Annotated in this window: 13 protein-coding genes and 4 pseudogenes; 10 read left to right on the top strand and 7 right to left on the bottom strand. The window is 68.2% G+C overall.

Features of this window, described 5'->3' with window-relative positions; genetic code table 11:
• Positions 1-51: 51 nt before the first annotated feature.
• Both KIH74_RS17610 and KIH74_RS17605 read right to left on the bottom strand, forming a co-directional pair.
• Positions 52-264: a DUF397 domain-containing protein gene (locus KIH74_RS17610; RefSeq protein ID WP_214157066.1), complete on the bottom strand. Its 213-nt coding sequence runs from the start codon at positions 262-264 to the stop codon at positions 52-54.
• Positions 261-1,208, bottom strand: coding sequence for a helix-turn-helix domain-containing protein (locus KIH74_RS17605; protein ID WP_214157065.1), 948 nt, complete (start codon positions 1,206-1,208; stop codon positions 261-263). Before KIH74_RS17605 ends, KIH74_RS17610 begins: the two co-directional genes overlap by 4 nt.
• A gap of 287 nt (positions 1,209-1,495) precedes the next feature.
• Between KIH74_RS17605 and KIH74_RS17600 the strand changes: the two genes are divergently transcribed.
• A complete protein-coding gene (locus KIH74_RS17600) occupies positions 1,496-1,852 on the top strand; it encodes a hypothetical protein (protein WP_214157064.1) in 357 nt (118 codons plus the stop codon).
• Here the strand turns inward: KIH74_RS17600 and KIH74_RS17595 are convergent.
• Positions 1,847-2,386, bottom strand: coding sequence for a hypothetical protein (locus KIH74_RS17595; protein WP_214157063.1), 540 nt, complete (start codon positions 2,384-2,386; stop codon positions 1,847-1,849). The two genes, KIH74_RS17600 and KIH74_RS17595, sit on opposite strands and share 6 nt — an antisense overlap.
• Before the next feature lie 113 nt (positions 2,387-2,499).
• Between KIH74_RS17595 and KIH74_RS17590 the strand changes: the two genes are divergently transcribed.
• Positions 2,500-2,667: a hypothetical protein gene (locus KIH74_RS17590; protein WP_214157062.1), complete on the top strand. Its 168-nt coding sequence runs from the start codon at positions 2,500-2,502 to the stop codon at positions 2,665-2,667.
• A 20-nt stretch (positions 2,668-2,687) separates the two neighbouring features.
• Here the strand turns inward: KIH74_RS17590 and KIH74_RS17585 are convergent, their stop codons facing one another.
• Positions 2,688-3,191, bottom strand: a complete 504-nt coding sequence (locus tag KIH74_RS17585; protein ID WP_214157061.1) for a hypothetical protein — start codon at positions 3,189-3,191, stop codon at positions 2,688-2,690.
• 174 nt (positions 3,192-3,365) lie between these two features.
• Here KIH74_RS17585 and KIH74_RS39235 point away from each other — a divergent pair.
• The 4 pseudogenes from KIH74_RS39235 to KIH74_RS39220 form a co-directional block, all read left to right on the top strand.
• Positions 3,366-4,381: pseudogene (locus KIH74_RS39235) on the top strand (iron-siderophore ABC transporter substrate-binding protein); the annotation flags it as partial.
• Positions 4,361-4,975, top strand: a pseudogene (locus tag KIH74_RS39230) (FecCD family ABC transporter permease); the annotation flags it as partial. The pseudogenes KIH74_RS39235 and KIH74_RS39230, both read left to right, overlap by 21 nt.
• Before the next feature lie 96 nt (positions 4,976-5,071).
• Positions 5,072-6,141, top strand: a pseudogene (locus tag KIH74_RS39225) (FecCD family ABC transporter permease).
• Positions 6,138-6,945 (top strand): annotated as a pseudogene (locus KIH74_RS39220) (ABC transporter ATP-binding protein). Before KIH74_RS39225 ends, KIH74_RS39220 begins: the two co-directional pseudogenes overlap by 4 nt.
• Positions 6,946-6,992: 47 nt before the next feature.
• Here KIH74_RS39220 and KIH74_RS17560 read toward each other — a convergent pair.
• Positions 6,993-7,487, bottom strand: a complete 495-nt coding sequence (locus KIH74_RS17560) for a hypothetical protein (RefSeq protein WP_214157057.1) — start codon at positions 7,485-7,487, stop codon at positions 6,993-6,995.
• 63 nt (positions 7,488-7,550) lie between these two features.
• Here KIH74_RS17560 and KIH74_RS17555 point away from each other — a divergent pair, with 63 nt between their 5' ends.
• Together KIH74_RS17555 and KIH74_RS17550 are read left to right on the top strand one after the other, a co-directional pair.
• The gene (locus tag KIH74_RS17555) at positions 7,551-7,694 is read left to right on the top strand and encodes a hypothetical protein (RefSeq protein WP_214157056.1); all 144 of its coding nucleotides are present in this window, start codon (positions 7,551-7,553) and stop codon (positions 7,692-7,694) included.
• Positions 7,691-9,745: an MMPL family transporter gene (locus KIH74_RS17550; RefSeq protein ID WP_214157055.1), complete on the top strand. Its 2,055-nt coding sequence runs from the start codon at positions 7,691-7,693 to the stop codon at positions 9,743-9,745. The genes KIH74_RS17555 and KIH74_RS17550 overlap by 4 nt, the downstream gene beginning before the upstream one ends.
• Positions 9,746-9,747: 2 nt before the next feature.
• Here KIH74_RS17550 and KIH74_RS17545 read toward each other — a convergent pair whose 3' ends face one another.
• Positions 9,748-12,216: a tetratricopeptide repeat protein gene (locus KIH74_RS17545; protein ID WP_214157054.1), complete on the bottom strand. Its 2,469-nt coding sequence runs from the start codon at positions 12,214-12,216 to the stop codon at positions 9,748-9,750.
• Positions 12,217-12,505: 289 nt separating this feature from the next.
• Here KIH74_RS17545 and KIH74_RS17540 point away from each other — a divergent pair, with 289 nt between their 5' ends.
• Positions 12,506-14,809, top strand: a complete 2,304-nt coding sequence (locus KIH74_RS17540) for an NACHT domain-containing protein (protein ID WP_214157053.1) — start codon at positions 12,506-12,508, stop codon at positions 14,807-14,809.
• 27 nt (positions 14,810-14,836) lie between these two features.
• On the opposite strand, the gene KIH74_RS17535 is transcribed toward KIH74_RS17540, so the two are convergent.
• Positions 14,837-15,322 carry a DinB family protein gene (locus KIH74_RS17535; protein ID WP_214157052.1) on the bottom strand — a complete coding sequence of 162 codons (486 nt, stop codon included), beginning with the start codon at positions 15,320-15,322 and terminating at the stop codon, positions 14,837-14,839.
• Positions 15,323-15,506: 184 nt separating this feature from the next.
• On the opposite strand from KIH74_RS17535, the gene KIH74_RS17530 reads away from it, so the two are divergent.
• Entirely contained in the window at positions 15,507-17,240 is a 1,734-nt protein-coding gene (locus KIH74_RS17530) for an ATP-binding protein (protein ID WP_214157051.1), read from the top strand.
• Positions 17,241-17,269 lie beyond the last annotated feature (29 nt).

The following is a 17,269-nucleotide window of genomic DNA, read 5'->3' as shown; positions in this document are numbered from 1 at the left end:
CGGTCGGGATCGAAGGGCCTTTACGTGCGGATCTCCCTCGATCCTGCCGAGCTACGTTCCGGGACGGTCGAACTCGCAGTTTCGTACGCCGGCTAGGAAGGCATCCCACTTGACCGGCGTCGTGATCACCACCGATTCTGGCTGGTCGCTTTCACGAAGAGCCACGCTCCCATCAGCCAGGAATGCAACCTCGACGCAAGCACCTCCGGTGCCGCTACTCTTAGTACTCTTTCGCCAATCAGCACCTTCAAAAAGGTCTTTCATTTCTTGAACCCCCTTGCAGCTCGACGAACAAGATCTACTGATACCGACTCATCCAGCGCTGAGCTCCACAAGCTCTTCCACGCGGTCTCGTACTGAGCCACCTCCGCAGGTTTGTCGAGATAGAGTGCGCCAGTGAAAGATTCGATATATACGGTCGGAGGTTCACTTTCTCGACCATCGGAGTTGGCTGGGAACCGTAGGGTGATGAACGGTCGGGCATGCAAACCTGAATGAAGACCAGCCCCAAATGGCATCACCCGAAGCTGTACATGCTCCAAATCCCCGAGCTCAAGTATTCTTTCCAGCTGATCTCCCATCACGTCCGGCCCGCCCACAGGACAACGCAGTACGGCTTCCCCCATGACCGCCTGGAACGCCGGAGGGGCCGTGGCTCGCGTGAGCAGCGCGCTCCGACCAGCCCGCACTTGAACCAAACGGCCAATTTCGTCATCGCTCACGCTTGGGTTAGCAGCCGAGATCAAGGCCCAAGCGTACGCTTCGGTCTGGAGCAGTCCTGGAACGAGATCGCTTTCATACCAATAGAACTCCGATGCCGCCTCCTCCAGACCGATGTACACGTCGAAGTATCCCGGAATGACATCCCCGTAGCTGTGCCACCACCCCCGCGCCTTGGTCTCCTTGGCAAGGGCCGAAAGTGCCTGCGTGGTAGCAATGTCCGCCCCGTAGACGCGACACATCAACTCGGCATCATGACTGCGCATGGACGACTGCCCGGTCTCGATGCGCCAGATCTTGCCCTCGGACCACTCCAGCTCCCGCGCTGCGGTCCGCACGGTCATCCGGGCGTGCCCCCGCAGATCGCGCATGTACCTGCCGAGCTGACGCCGCGGAACCGTCGACCCCGTGACCTCTGCCTGCACCTCATCCCCCTCGGTACGCAACGGATCGTACACCCGGATTAGAAGACTTCCGACGCCCCACATGAACGAATCCTGTTGCCACGGAATAGTGTTCCGGACCCGGTGAATAGAATCTTGCACATCCTTCGGGAAAACGCCAAACTGAACCCGTCGGATCACCCCGAGGGATCGGTCCGCCAGGAGATGGATTTGCCGGATCACGCCCGCAGACGGGGGTTTCGGGTACCGCGCTGTCCCCTGACGCCGGCCCCGGCCGGCGCGATCCCTCCACCGAACGCCAGGCCTCCGCGACGAGACCTCCCTCCGCTCTCGCGGGGGCCTGGCCACCAGCCGAAACGGGGAGTTCAATCATGCGCGAGATCCGGCATCCCGAAGACCATCGCTGGGCCAGGACCCTGGTGGTCGATCACGAGGCCGTCGACCACGAGCGGCAGATCGGCGAGGTCCAGGTGGCCGACGGCGCCGTCATCCGGGTCCGGGTGGCACAGCGCACCGACTTCGACCTGCTGCTCAATCCGGTCGTCAGCAAGGTGCACCCGCCCCGCATCACCCTGGGCGAGACCTTCGAGCTGGATGCCGCCCAGGCCCGTGCCCTGGCCGAACAGCTCTGCCGGGCAGCCGCCTTCATCGAGCGCATGCAGGGGCAGATCCGGCGTCCGAGCCTGGTCACCGAGATCCGGCGCCGCCAGGCCGCACCCGGCTCATGACGTCAGGAAATACATCTCGTCCAGCGTGCCCAGCCCCGTGGCCGCCAGCACGTCCTGGTGCACGTCGCTGCACTCCTGCTGCATCCGGGCGTCCAGGGCCACGTCGGCGAACCCGGTGGTCGACGAGCCGCCCGCGGCCACCACCGGCGCCGTCCAGTAGGCACCCAACTGCATGGCGACGACGTCCTTGGTCAGGGTGTCGTCGTACGACAGCAACTGCACGGGCATCACCTCGCAGGCGACGTGCCCGATGCCCTCGGCCCCGCCGGCCTCGGCCATCGCGGTCAGCACCTTCTCCAGGGCGATCATCTGGTTGGTGCGCACCGTGGCGGCCTTCTCGGTGCTGACCCCCTGCACCGACTTCAGCTTCGTGGTGATCCGGCCCAGCTGCCGCGTCCACCGGGCATCTTGCGCCGCGTCCACGTTCCAGGCCGTGGCCACCTCGGGCGACGCTGTGGGAGCGGCGACGGCGGAGTCCGAGCCACCACCGCATCCGGCGAGCACGATCCCGCACGTCACCAGATACGCCGCCACTGACCACCGGAACCTCATGCCAGACACCGGTGCAGCATGCCAGACGGGTGCAGCACGCAGACACCGGTGCAGTACGACGGCTCCGCCCACGGGCCCGAAGTAGTGTGGCAGCCATGACCGACAGCGCAGCAGCGAAGAAGATCTCGGACGACTACGGCGCCAAGGCGGCCGAGGTCGCGGCCAAGCTCAAGCCCGGCACCTACGAAGCGGCACGCAGCCTGGCCGCCGTCTCGATCGCCGCCAGCCTGGCCCGGATCGCCGACCAGCTCGAGCAGCGCTGATCACCTCCGGGCCACCGGTTTCAGGAGTACGGCAACCCCAGCACCCGTACCTCCACGTCTCCGGTCCGGGTCGGCGTGCGTCCAGAGACCTGCCAGGCCAGCGCCCTCACGCCGGAGACGGCGGACGACTTCGTGGTCGCCCGCGTCTCCCGGCGCCGCCCGAGCAGAGCATGCAGCAGCCGGGCCCCCAGCTCACCGTCGTGGCCCCGGGCCACACACAACTCCAGCACGGCGAACGTGCGCCGGCCGTCTTCCAGCGTGAAATCGTCGTCCGGGCGGGGCTCCAGGTCCTGCCACCACGGCGTCCCCAGTTGGAGCGGCACGCCCCACACGCACCCGACCATCTCACCACCGGCAGACGCGGCCACCGTGGCGAAGCCCGGCGACGCGGCCTGTCTGGTGAGTGCGTCCCGGTGGTCCGCCAGCGAGTCTCTCGGGAAGGCGGCGTGAAACATCGCGCGCACGTCGGCGAAGTGCTCCATCGTGGCCGGCCCGTCCCAGAAGCTGAGTTCGGCAGCACTCATCCATCTATTCAACGACGAGAGTGCCGGGTTCACATCACGACATAACGAAGCAGCGACGGATGGATCAGGGAACGTCCCTGCTCGTGCATCCAAGTGAGGGTTTGTTTAGCTCAGCCTAAGCTCATTCTCACAGGCGGTTCACAATTTCGGCCGCCACCGGAAAGGAAATTCCTCTTGTTCTCACGTCGTCGCCTGCTCACCGGGGCGGTCGTCACCGCCACCGCGCTGGTGCTCACCGCCTGCGGCGGTAGCTCCGATTCGTCTGACGACTCCGCGAAAACTGGCTCCAGCAGCGAGGCCTCGTTCCCGATCACCGTCGAGCACGCGCTGGGCACCACTACCATCGAGAAGAAGCCCGAGCGTGTCGCCGCTATGCAGTGGGCCAATCACGAGGTGCCCCTGGCCTTCGGCATCGTGCCGGTCGGCCTGGCCAAGGCCAACTTCGGGGACGCCGACGGCGACGGTTACCTGTCCTGGGTCAAGGACAAGCTGGACGAGCTGGGCGGCGACACCGAGCCGTGCTGTTCGACGAGACCGACGGCAGCGACTTCGAGGACGTGGCCGACACCCAGCCCGACGTGATCCTGGCCCCGTACTCGGGCCTGACGCAGGAGGACTACGACACCCTCGGCGAGATCGCCCCGACTGTCGCCTACCCGAACGGGCCGTGGGAAACCAACTGGTGCGACATGATCAAGCTCAGCAGCCAGGCGCTCGGCGAGTCCGCCGCCGGTGACGAGCTGATCGCCGCGATCGAGGGCGAGATGAAGGCCGCGGCGGCCGAGTACCCGCAGTTCCAGGGCAAGAAGACGATGTTCCTCACGCACGTCGACACCACCGACCTGAGCAAGGTCAGCTTCTACACCGACAAGGACACCCGCGCGCAGTTCTTCACCGACCTGGGTCTGGGCACGCCGGACAGCATCGCCGAGGCCTCCGAGGAGTTCTCCCAGGAGGTCAGCGCCGAGACCGTCGACACCTTCGACGACGTCGAGATCATCGTGACCTACGGCGACGACAAGCTGCTGAAGTCGCTGGAGGACGACCCGATCCTGTCGAAGATGCCGGCCGTGGCCAGCGGCGCGATCGTCGCCCTCGACGGCACCAGCGAGGTCGGCACGGCCGCCAACCCGACCCCGCTGGCCATCTCGTACGTGCTCGACGACTACGTGAAGCTGCTGGCCGACGCCGTCATCCCCTCGGGCGCCGCCGTCGTGCGGCGCCCGAGGCGCGTCCGCCTCGGCTGGTTCCTGATCTGCCTGGCGCTGCTGGCCGTGCTGGTCGTGGCCTCGATCACGATCGGCACCCGATTCGTCTCCGTGCCAACGATTCTCGACGCCCTGCGGGGCGCCGACGACACCCTCGACGAGGCTGTCATCCGGGTCCGCATCCCCCGCACCGTGCTGGCGATCCTGGCCGGCGCCGCACTCGCTGTGTCCGGCGAGGTGTTCCAGGGCGTCACCCGCAATCCCCTCGCCGACCCGGGCGGCGCCGGTCTGGTGATCTGCCTGCTGCCGGCCCGCGGCCTCAATTCACTGACCCTGGGGGACGACGTGGCAGTCGGCCTCGGCGAACGGGTCGCCCTGGTCAGGGGTCTCGCGTCGCTCGGGGCGGTCATGCTCTGCGGTGCGGCCACCGCGATCTGCGGCCCGATCGGTTTCGTCGGGCTGGTCGTGCCGCACCTGTGCCGGCTGCTGGTCGGCCCGGACCACCGCTGGCTGCTGCCGTTCGCCGCGCTCACCGGCGCGAGTCTGCTGGTGGCGGCGGACGTGGCCGGCCGGATCGTGGCCCGTCCCGGCGAGATCGACGTCGGCATCGTCACGGCGTTCGTCGGGGCCCCTCTTCATCTCCGTCGTCCGTCGTCAAAAGGTCCGTGCCCTGTGAGTTCTCGATCAGGGACGGCGAGAACCACGACGATCGCGGCCGTGCGCCGGGGTCGCCTGCGCCGCAACCGACGACGGCGCGTCGTCGTGGCCGTCCTGGTTCTGCTGATCCTCGTCCTGGCCGCCGTCTCCCTGATGGTGGGCCGCACCTTCTACCCGCCGGGCGACGTCCTCAAACGTCCTCAAAGTGGTTCTGGGACAGGAGGTGCGGGCGCCACGTTCACCGTCGGGCGGCTGCGCCTGCCCCGCACCTGCCTGGCCGTGCTGGCCGGCGCCTGTTTCGGGCTGGGCGGCGTGGCCTTCCAGACCATGCTGCGCAATCCGCTGGCCAGTCCGGACATCATCGGCATCAGCACCGGGGCGAGCACGGCGGCGGCGTTCGCCATCATCTCGCTCGGGCTGTCCGGCTCGGCCGTGTCGGTGTTCGCGATCGTCGCCGGCCTGGGCGTGACCCTGCTGGTGTACCTGCTGGCCTACCGGGAAGGGGTCTCCGGAATCCGGCTGATCCTGATCGGGATCGGGATCGGCATCGCGGCGATGATGAACTCCGCCACGTCGTACATACTCTCGACCGCCGGGCAGTGGGACCTGCAAGAGGCCCTGCGCTGGCTCACCGGCAGCCTGAACGGCTCGCGCTGGGAAGACGTGCTGACCGTGCTGATCACCATGATCGTGCTGGTGCCGGTGCTGCTCTCGGCCGCGAAAGACCTGAGCATGCTGCAACTGGGCGACGGCACCGCCTCCGCGCTGGGCGTGCGGTGGACCGGACTCGGCTGCTGGTGGTGATTTCCGCGGTCGGCCTGATCGCGTTCGCCACCTCCACCACCGGGCCGATCGCGTTCCTGGCGTTCCTGGCCGGACCGATCGCGATGCGCCTGGTCGGGCCCGGCTCCTCGTTGCTGCTGTCCTCGGCCCTGGTCGGCGCCCTGCTGGTGCTGGTGGCCGACTTCGCCGGCCAGTACGCACTGGGGACCCGTTTCCCGGTCGGCGTGGTCACCGGCGTGCTCGGCGCGCCCTACCTGGTCTACCTCATCATCCGCTCGAACCGGGCCGGAGGATCCCTGTGACCACCGAACACCAGCTCACCGCCGAGAATCTCAGCCTCGGCTACCAGGACCGCACCGTGATCGAGGGCCTCGACCTGGCCGTCGCACCGGGCAAGGTCACGGCGATCGTCGGGGCGAACGCCTGCGGCAAATCGACGCTGCTGCGGTCGATGTCGCGGCTGTTGTCGCCCCGTTCCGGGCAGGTGCTGCTGGACGGCAGAGAGGTTCACCGGCTGCCGGCCAAGGAGCTCGCCCGCACGCTGGGCCGGCTGCCCCCAGTCACCGATCGCGCCGGAGGGCATCACCGTGTCCGACCTGGTCGGTCGCGGTCGGCACCCGCACCAGGGCGTGTTCTCGCGCTGGAACGCCGCCGACGACGAGGCGGTGGCCGCCGCCCTGGAGGCAACCCACACCGTCGAGCTGGCCGACCGCGCGGTGGACGAGCTGTCCGGCGGCAAGCGTCAGCGGGTCTGGATCGCCATGGCCCTGGCCCAGCAGACCGATCTGCTGCTGCTCGACGAGCCCACGACGTTCCTCGACGTGCAGCATCAGGTGGAGGTGCTGGACCTGCTCACCGACCTGAACCACTCGCGCGGCACGACCGTCGTGATGGTGCTGCACGACCTGAACCTGGCGGCCCGCTACTGCGACCAGCTGATCGCCATCGCGAACGGAAGGGTGCACGCGGCAGGCCTTCCCGCCGACGTGCTGACCGAAGACACCGTGCGGGCGGTGTTCGGCCTGGACAGCAAGGTGATCACCGACCCGACCTCCGGTGGGCCGCTGATGCTGCCGATCGGGCGGCATCACATGGTGGCGTCGTAAGAGCTCCGGTCACGGTTCTGCCGGGAACCGTGACCGAGCTCCGGCGTCTAGGAGAGGCTCTGGCCGCTGGCCATGGCGTCGAGCACGACCTGCGGCACCTCGAAGACCTTGCTCCAGCTGAACCAGTACTTGTCCATCGCCGCCCCGCTGGAGACGTGCCGTTTCACCTGGTTCGACACCAGGTAGACCCCGTTGCCACCGATGAGGGAGGCCCCGTCCGACAGCGCGGGACCGACGGGGATGTCGGCGACACCGGTGTCGGTGACGATGCCGGTCTCGTCGCGGAAGAGCTTGTTGTACGTCGTCATGTTGGGGACGAAACGCCGATACCCGTCCAGGACCAGGTAGATGGCGTTGTTGTTCGGCACCCGGACCCGCAGGCCGTTGAGCTCGGGCCGCGGGTCACCGCTGGCGGCCTGGACCGGGCCCGACCCCGCGACGAGCAGACCGGCCGCCACGGTGGCGGTGGCCGCGGACGCCGCTCCCAGGCGGAGCACCGATCGCCGGCTGGGCACGGACGCGGGCATGATGATCTCGGACATGTCTCCCCCGTTGGTCTTTCGATGTCTCGCTCGTTCCCGAGCTCGGGGCGAGTCTGACACAGAGTGACCACGGTGACGGGCGTGCCCGACGGATACACCTACGTTGTCCAGACGGGTACTCCCGGGGTCGGTAGCGTTCCACCTGGTGTGGGCCTGATCTCGGCCCGGGCCGCCCTGGCCGCCGACGTCGACGGAGGAATCTCATGACCGTCCTGTCCCGCCTGGTGATCGCGCGACGGTGGTGGGTGGTGGGCGCCTGGGTGGTGCTGGCGGCGCTCGGCGGGTTCGCCGCGCCGCGGGCCACCGACCGGCTGAGTTTCGACTTCGGGTTGCCGGGGCAGCCGGGGTACGAGACGAACGTCGACATCCTGAAGACGTTCGGGTCGGGTGGGATCGGGGCTCCCGTGCTTCTGGTGGTCGGAAACGGGCAGGAGACCGTGGCCGCGGACACGGCCGCTCCGATCGCCGAGACGGTGCGGGCCACGGTGCCCGGAGCCCGGGTCGCGACCTATACCGACGACCCGGACCTGCTGTCGGGCGACCGGAAGACCGGCGTGGTCATGGTCTATCCGATCCCCGTCGAGTCCGAGCAGCCGTACGCCCCCGCGCTGGCCGCCCTGCGTCCGGCGGCCGAGCGGCTCTCCGGGGAGATCGGCCTTCAGGTGAGCGTGACAGGGCGGGACGCGCTGAACTTCACCGAGGACGATGCCGGCGGAAGTGCCCTGGTCGAGACCCTGTTCGGTGGTATCGGGGCGGCCGTCGTGCTGTCGCTGGTGTTCGGGTCGTTCCTGGCGCTGATGCCGCTGATCATCGCCGCCGCCTCCATTCTGACCACCTTCCTGCTGCTGTGGGGCCTGACCGGGCTGACCGACGTCTCGTTCGTCGTGCAGTACCTGCTGGCCCTGATCGGTCTCGGCGTCGCCATCGACTACGCGCTGCTGCTGGTCACCCGCTGGCGTGAGGAACGTGGTCAGGGGGCGACGCCGGAAGAGGCGGTGCGGCTGGCCATGTCGACGGCCGGGCGGTCGGTGCTGTTCTCGGGCATCACGGTGGCCGTCAGTCTCGCCGCGCTCATCGCCATGCCGGTTCCGTTCATGCGCAGTGTCGGATACACGGGCCTGCTGATTCCGGTGATCAGCGTGGCCGCATCGCTCACCCTGCTGCCCGCGCTGCTCTTGGTCGGGGGCCATCATTTGTCCTGGCCGCACCGTCGTAGCACAGACCCGGAGAGCAGGCTGTGGCGCGGGGTCGGCACTGTCGTCGTACGGCACCGCTGGCTGTCGGCGATCGTCTCCGCACTCGTGCTGATCGCCATGGCCGTGCCCAGTTTCGGCCTGCGCCTCGGTCAGCCGACCAACGACACCCTCGCCGCCGGGTCGGGGGCCTCCGCCACGGCGATCGAGCGGCTGGCCGGGCAGGGCCCGGGCTCGGGACTCTCCGCCCCCATCGAGATCCTGACCGCGTCGCCGGACACCATCGTCCAGAAGCTGGAGACGACAGATGGTGTGGGTGGCGTCGTGGCTCCCGAGGAATGGCGCTCCGAGCAGGGCCAGTACGTGATCGACGTGTGGACCCAGACCGACGCCAACTCCCGTTCCGGGGCCAGGACCGCCCGGCAGATCCGGGACGCCGCCGAGGACCTCGGGGCCCGGGTCGGCGGGATCCCGGCCCAGGACGAGGACTTCGTCTCCAGCGTCTACGGCGACGCCTGGTGGATCCTGCTGCTCATCGTCGCGATCACGTTCGGGCTGCTGGCCGTGGCCCTGCGCTCGATCGTACTGCCGGCCAAAGCCCTTCTACTGAACGTGATCTCGCTCGGGGCCGCGTTCGGGGTGACGGTGTTCATCTGGCAGGGCGGCCACGGCACCGGTCTGCTGTTCGACCGGGATCCCGCGGGCGCGCTGACGGTCTGGCTGCCGATCGCCATCTTCGCCTTCCTGTTCGGCCTGTCGATGGACTACGAGGTGTTCCTGCTCTCGCGGATCAAGGAGGAGCACGACGCCGGCCACAGCACCGACGAGGCCACCGTGCACGGCGTGGCCCGCACCGGGCGGCTGGTCAGCAGCGCCGCGCTGATCCTGTTCCTGGCGTTCGTGTCGCTCAGCCAGATTCCCACCACGGACGTGAAGATCCTGGCCACCGGGCTGGCCCTGGGCATCATCATCGACGCGACCATCGTGCGCGGTGTGCTGGCGCCGGCCCTGGTGGCAGCCCTAGGACCGGTGAACTGGTGGTGGCCGGGCAAAAACTGGGGCTGAGGTCAGCCTTTCAACGATTCCAGCAATTTGCGCGCTCGCTCGAGATCTACTGTGACATCAAGGGTCTCGTACCGGGCGACAGCGCGTGCGGCATTCTCACGGGCCGCGCGGCGGTCACCAAGATCCGCATGGACGGTGGCGATTCCCTCGTAAGCATGCCCCGCCTCGTAACGGTCCTGCATCTCATTACGCTCCAGAGCCTCCAGATGACACAGCAGGGCTCGTTGCGGGTCCCCCTGGGCTCGGTAGACATCACCCAGACAGTTGAGCGCCTCCACCTCCAGATGCGGCGAGCCGGCCGAACGGGCCTGGTCCACTGCCTCCTTCAGCAACTCCGACGCCTCGCGGTGACGTCCCAGCCGGCTGCTGATGTTTCCCAGGTTGGTGAAGACCGAACTGAGGATTCCGGGATCGTCGAGCTCGTGCGCGAGCTCCTGCGCCTCCTCCACCTCGGCCTGGGCGAGCCCTAGCTCCCCCATCCGCTCATGGGTCAGCGCGAGATTGTTCAGTGTCTGAGCCATGCCCACGGCGTCATGGATACCGCGGTGCACCTCCAATGCCTCCCGATAACGCCTGAGGGCTTCCTCATGCTCACCGAGCTGCTGATAGACCGCCCCGACATTGCGCAGCGACACCGCGGCACCGGCCCGGTCGCCGATCCTTTCCTGTACCTCGTACGCCAGCTGATACAGCCTTCTGGCCTGGTGATAGTTGTTCTCGTGCCAGGCGATGTTGCCCAGTTCTTTCAGCAGCCTGGCCCGACCCCCGTCGTCGCCCGACTCCTCATAGTGGTGCAGTGCCTCTTCGAAGGCGGCTCGGCCCGGACCCAGCCGCCCGAGCTTCATCAGGGCCTGCCCACGCGCGACCAGCGCCTCGGCGACGGCCCGGGTGTTGCCGACGGCCTGTGCCGCACGGATGCAGAGGTCCGCGACCTGAACCGAGTCCGGATAGCGAGCCGAACCGAACAGCGGGCGGCGTAGCGCTTCACCCAACCTCAGCACTGCCCGGTGCTGCTCGGTGCTGGACGCGATGAGAACGGTGGCGACCAGATTCGCGCGTTCGGCGGCGAACCACATGCGTGCAGCCTCACGGGCCGGACTCGGATTTCCCGCACTGAAGGTGAACATGCTTTCCGAGTGGGCGTCCGCCCGGGAAACGGTCCAGACCAGCAGCCGCGCCAGGACTTCCTTCCGCAGCCGTGGCGCGGACCCGGGTAGTTCCTGACCGAAGGCACTGATGAGATCGTGCATCCGGTAGCGACCCTCGGTCCGCTGGATCAGCAGCCCCAGCTCAAGGAACCGTTCCAGTACCGGCTCCACGACGGACGGGTCCTGAGCCATCGCCGCGGCGGCACGCTCGGTATCGGTGTCCGTGCCGGGCATGACGGCCAGCACCGCGAACGCTTGTTGCTCATCCTCGGTGAGATCACCGTGCACCAGCTTGAAAGCCGCGCGCACCGCGCGCTCTGCGGCGTTCTCACCCGCCAGGCGCCGGTGCTCGTCAACGAGACGTTCGACCAGCTCGGCCACGGCTAGGGCCGGGTTCGTCACCAGGTGCGCCGCCAGCAGACGCAGGACCAGGGGCAGGCCGTCACTCAACCCGACGATCCTGCCCAGCGCACCGTCAACACCGGCTAGTCGACCGACAGGCAGGAGTTCTCGTAAAACCCTCTCCGCTGCCTGGGATTCGAGACGGTCCAGCCCGAACGGGGTGGTACCGGGCAGCCCCAGATCGTTCCGGCTGGTGAGCAACACCCGGCCGGCCCCTGCTCCGGAGGCCAGCAAGGGCGCCACGTCTTCCAGGGAACCGACGTTGTCGAGGACGACAAGAGCGGCGGATTCGTCCAGCCAGGTACGGTACTGCCGGAACCGCACCTCCTGATCGTCCGCGAGGAGAACCTGGTCACCCTGTGCATCCCGGAGCAGCCGACCGGCCACCTGGTAGGTACTGGGCCGCTGCCCCGCGCCGGAATACCCGAGCAGGTCGACGTAGTGGCAACCGCCAGGGAACCGGTCGCGCACCTGGTAGGCGAGCTGCACGGCCACTGCCGTCTTTCCGACCCCTCCCACGCCGTGCAGCAGCGCATTGGCCCAGCGCCCCGACAGCACGGTCTCCTCCAGCAGGAGCATTTCCCCCGCCCGCCCCCAGAAGATGTCGGGCGGAAGCGGCAGGCTGTTGGCCGACCCATTCTCCGGAGTGGCCGGAACTCCCTTCGCTCCACCAACTCTCAGCCACGCCGCATGCCAGTCGTCTTCGCGGCCCGGATCGAGATGCGTCACGATCAGACGCAGTGTGTCCTGCCGAGGCAGTTGTTCACGGCGTCGATACTTGGCGATGGCGTTGCGGCTGACCCGGCCGCCCAGTCGCCGAGACACCTGGTCCAGGCTGCCCGGTCCCAGCAGAGCGATCAGCGCGTCCTGGAAGCCGGACACACCCACGATCCGGGTGGGGTCGGGCAGATCCGAAGTCATGGCAACACCGTCCGCTGTGGTTCGCTCACGTAGAGATGATCTTAAACGGTTAGTCCGGTACCGCCCGGGGAGAAAGCGGTACGGAACGGTACGGCCACGAGCGCGCTCGGCGTACGACCGGACCGCTGGTCCCGGTGACACTGGTGAATGCCCCACGCTCCCGACGGAAGAAGCCGAAGGAAACGCGATGCCTGGCACCGAACTGTCGCCGCCACCCACCTCCGACCCGCCGGAGTCCCCGCCGCTCCGCCTCCTGCCTGGACGGCGACGAACGTCCATCGCTCTGGCCGTGGCCGGCGGCATCGCCCTGATCTGTGCCGGGCTGTTCGGCGGAATGGACGCGGCGACCGCTCTCGTGGGCCTGTTCGGCGCGGTTCTCGAGGTCGCCGCGCTCCTGGTGCCGCGGCTGCATCCGCCGCGCACCGCGCAGAATGTGCTGGACGGCATCCGGGCCGATGCACTGGCCATCTGGCAGGTCCGCGCCGAGCAGGAAAACCTCTACCCGGCAAGAGGCTTCACGGCAATCCGGCTGCGGGCCCGGTCGGCCGCTGCGGTCGGTCACGCCTCCGGCTCACCGCACATCGTCCTCACCGCCGAGCAGTTCGAGCAGGAATGGGCCACGTTCTTCCGCGAAGGCCTGCCCCGGCGAGCCGTCATCCACGGTCGGCGGGGAGCGGGCAAGACCACCGTGGCCACCCTCGCCGGGCTGGGCCTGCTGAAACAGGGGCAGCTGCCGGTCCCGATCCTGCTCGACCTCGGCTACTGGAATCCTGGGAGCCAGGAGTTCACCGACTGGATGGCAGATTCGATCGACATCTCCTACCCGGCCACCCGTGCGATCCCCCGGCGGCGCGGCATGTCCCGCTTGGACCAGTTGCTGTCCGGCGGTGAGGTGATGCTCATCCTGGACGGGCTGGACGAGGTCCGGGCCGAGGATCCGGTGACATTACTGCCCGAGCTCCTGGCCTCGATTCCGCACCGCTGCCGCACCGTCGTCACGGTCCGGACGAACGGAAGTGTGCCGGATGAGCGGGCAGCACTTGACCGCTCCGTCGGCCAATACGTGATTGACGACCTCGACAGGGAACAGGTGCACACATACGTCAGCGCCCCTCTGCCGCGGAACTCCAGCGGACTCGTGCAGAACCTCGGCCAGTGGCTGCGCGGTGAGCCGGACGAGGCCCCGCGCGATCTGATCAGCACGCCCGAGCAGTTGCGCGAGGCGATCAGTGCCGTCGACACCGGCCTGATCGCCCCGCAGGAGCTGGAGCAACTGCGTGATCCGGCGCTCCGGGAACGCCTGGCCCGGCGGGAGGCACGGTCCCTCATCGCAAAGCACGAGTACCTGGGACGTATCGATACCGAGAAATACCTGACGCTGCTGGCCCGGAAGATCGAGGATGATGCCCCTTTCCTCTGGTGGCGCCTGTCCTCCCTGGTGCCGGCGCCGGTGTACACCGGCGCCGCATCCCTGGTGGCAGTGCCGGGCTATCTTCTGGCCCACTTCATGCCCGTCGGTCTCACCAGAGGGTTGGTGCTGGGCCTGTTGGCGGGAATCTATTCAGGGGTTCTGCGCGGGGTGCGGCTGACCGGCGGTGCTCTGCTCAGTGCGGTCGCCGTCGTTGCCGTCGGCGTGGGCGGGACCGCAATGACGCTGCATCCCTGGCAACAGGCTCTCGCCGACACCACCGAAATCACCTCGACCGCTGCACTGCTGCTCGGCCTGCGCCCTTGGCTCGTGGGCAAGAAACGCTGGAAGACAGCAGCGGCCGTGGCCGGGATCGGGGCAGGCACCGCCTCAGCCACCGAGATGGTCTGCCGAGCAATTTCTTTCGACGATCCGTACCGAGACTTCACGAGCATTCTGGTCTCCGGGTCCCTCGGCGCGGCCGTGGCCACGGTTGCTGCCTCCCTGCTACTGCCGTCTGGGCAAGTCCTGCGGCCCTCTTCGGTGCAGCTCAAGCGAGGGCCGCGCAAGGGCTGGATCCCAGGGCTGTACATCAGCGGGCTGGTCTCCGCGATGGCCGTCGGACTCGCCGGCGGGCTGGGGGGAGCACTCCGCTTCGATCCGGCCTACGGCGTGACGCTGGGCCTGTTGTTCGGTGTGGTCGTGGGCGTTCCGGTGGGTATCGTCGGCGGGGTGATCCGCCGGCTTGCGGCACCGCTGAAGAACGGTTCCGGGTCGACCAGAACGGCGACCCTTTCCGCGGACCGTCAGACAGCTGCGTGGATCATCGCCAGTATCGCGGCCACTGCAACCACCGCGACGATCCTGCTGAACAGGTTCGCCCCGGACCTGGCCTCGACCATCAACGACTACGACCAGCCTCGGGTCTTCGTGCTCCACCCGCTGATCGGCTTGTTCTTCGGGGCTCTGATCGGACTGGTCGTCGCCGGGTTCAATTCAGCCTGGCCGTCGTTCGCCATCGGTCATCTGTGGTTGGTGGCCACCGGCCAGATGCCCTGGCGTCTGGAGTATTTCCTGACGCAGCTGACATCCGTAGGCATCCTGCGGCGACAGGGTTTCGGCCATCGGTTCCAGCACCCGACCTACCGACAGGCCCTGATCTGGGACGAGGAGCACTCCTCCTGAACCCGCTGCCCCCAGACTCTCCGGAGGTCACAGCACCAGCCACCGGCGTCCGTCGATCAGTTCCCGCACCGCATCGAGATGACCGGCGTGGCAGGAGGTCTCGGTGAGCACGTGGAGCATCGTCTGGGTCAGGTCGCGGTGCGGGTTCGGGAAGTACGGCGGGGTCCAGGCCGGTGGGGTGCCGAACGGCGTGGCGGCGATGATCCGGTTCGACTCGGCCACGCGGGTGCGGTAGAGGTCCAGAACCGAGGACGGCGAAACCCCCTCCGGAACCTGCCAGCCGTCCGGCTCGTCGTCGGACCCCTGGGCCTCCCTGAGCCCGGCCACCACCCCCTGGAACCAGAACCGCTCCACGTCCTCGGCCAGGTGGTGCACCAGGGAGAGGCAGGACCAGCCGGACGGCAGCACAGGACGCCGCAACTGGTCGTCGTCGAGGCCGTCGAGGATGCCGAGCACGTGGTCACGCTGACCGTTCAGGTAGGACAGCAGAAGAGGGGTCTCCGGACCGGTCATGTGACCCACACTACTTCGTCACCGCGTCCCGATTGTCCCTTTCGGCGGGCCGGGTTCCGGTGGGTCGGGGTCATCTTGTCGGTGGGCTTCCCTAGGCTGCTGCCCGATCGGTTCCGCACCGGGTCCGCATCGCATCGAGCAAGTCGTCGAGCAGGTCGTCGAGCAGGCGAAAAGGGGTTCACCAGTGAGTGACGCGGTCGGGCTGGTCGTCGGTACGGAAGACTCCACGCCGCTGAAGTTCGCCGTCGCGGTCGGGCCTGACGCCTATCTCCAGCTCGACGACGTGGTGGTCACCCAGCGCACCCTGCCCGGGGTCGGCCCGGTGATGACCTCGGGCATCGTCACCGAGGTGCGGTCGCGGCACGAGGGCGCCAGTTTCGGTTCCGACGTGTTCCTCATCGCCGACGGCGTGCTGCCCGCGCAGGTGCAGGAGATCGCCGAGATCACCACCACCCGGGTCGACCCGGAGGTGTACGTGCCGCCGCTGCCCGGGTCGCAGGCCCGGCGGGCGCAGGGCGACGAACGTGCCCGCGCGCTGTACTTCGACCAGATGGACCAGAAGGTGCCGGTCGGGCTGGGGCGCGACGGTCTGCCGGTCTTCCTCAACCTGGAGTTCCTCAACGGCGTGCGCGGCGCCCACGTGTCCATCAGCGGTATCTCCGGTGTCGCCACCAAGACCAGTTTCGCGCTCTGGCTGATGCACTCGATCTTTCGCTCCGGCGTGCTCGGTGGCGGCGGCCGCAACTCCAAGGCGCTGGTGTTCAGCGTCAAGGGCGAAGACCTGCTGTTCCTCGACAAGACCAACGTGCGCCTCGACGACCGCCTGCGCGAGGAGTACGCCCTGCTCGGCGTGCCGGCCGAACCGTTCGCCTCGGTCGGGTTCTTCGCCCCGCCCACCCCGCAAGACGCTGCCGGGCGTCCCCACGTCACCGGCCGCACCAGCGGCGTGTCGGCGTTCTGGTGGACGCTCGCCGAGTTCTGCGCCGACGGGCTGCTGCCCTACGTGTTCGCCGACGTGGAGGACGAGCGCAACCAGTACACGATGGTGGTGCACAACGTGGCGTCCCGGTTGCGGTTCGAGGCGGAGGCCGCGGGGGTCGACGGCGCCGTCACCATCGAGGGCCGCACCGTTCGCACCTACGAGGCGCTGGTCGACTTCGTGGTCGACAAGCTGAGCGACGACTCCACGCGCGGCACCTGGGCCGGGCCGGCCATCGGGCAGGGCACCGCCAATGCCTTCATCCGGCGGCTGATCTCGTCGGTGCGGCCGCTGCGCGAGATCATCCGCGGCGACCTGCCCAAGTCCGACGAGCGGGTGGTGTCCACCGAGGGGCAGCAGATCACCGTGGTCGATCTGCACAACCTCCAGGAGCGCGGGCAGCGCTTCGTGGTCGGCGTGGTGCTGGCCGCGGAGACCCGGCGCAAGGAGGCGGCGGGCACCGGCAGCCTGCTGTTCACGATGATCGACGAGCTGAACAAGTACGCGCCGCGTGAGGGCAACAGCCCGATCAAAGACACCCTGCTCGACATCGCCGAACGCGGGCGCTCGCTGGGCATCATCCTGATCGGCGCGCAGCAGACCGCCAGCGAGGTGGAACGGCGGATCATCAGCAACAGCAGCATCAAGGTGGTCGGTCGGCTCGACCCGGCCGAGGCCGGGCGGCCGGAGTACGGCTTCCTGCCGCCGTCCCAGCGGCAGCGGGCCACGCTGGCCAAACCCGGCACGATGTTCGTCACCCAGCCCGAGATTCCGGTGCCGCTGGCCATCGAGTTCCCGTTCCCGGCCTGGGCCACCCGGCAGTCCGAGTGCAATGCCGAAGACCTGGCTGCCCCACCGCAGTCGTCATCCGCGGCGCCACGCGCCAGCGTCTTCACCCGCCTTCCCCCCACCACCGAAGACGACGAACCCCCGTTCTGATCCTGCCCTTTCGTAAGGAGGCTGGACGC

This window comes from Kineosporia corallincola (assembly GCF_018499875.1).
Taxonomy (GTDB): domain Bacteria; phylum Actinomycetota; class Actinomycetes; order Actinomycetales; family Kineosporiaceae; genus Kineosporia; species Kineosporia corallincola.
Note: the sequence above shows the minus strand (reverse complement) of the source record. Positions and strands in the feature narration are given on the sequence as shown.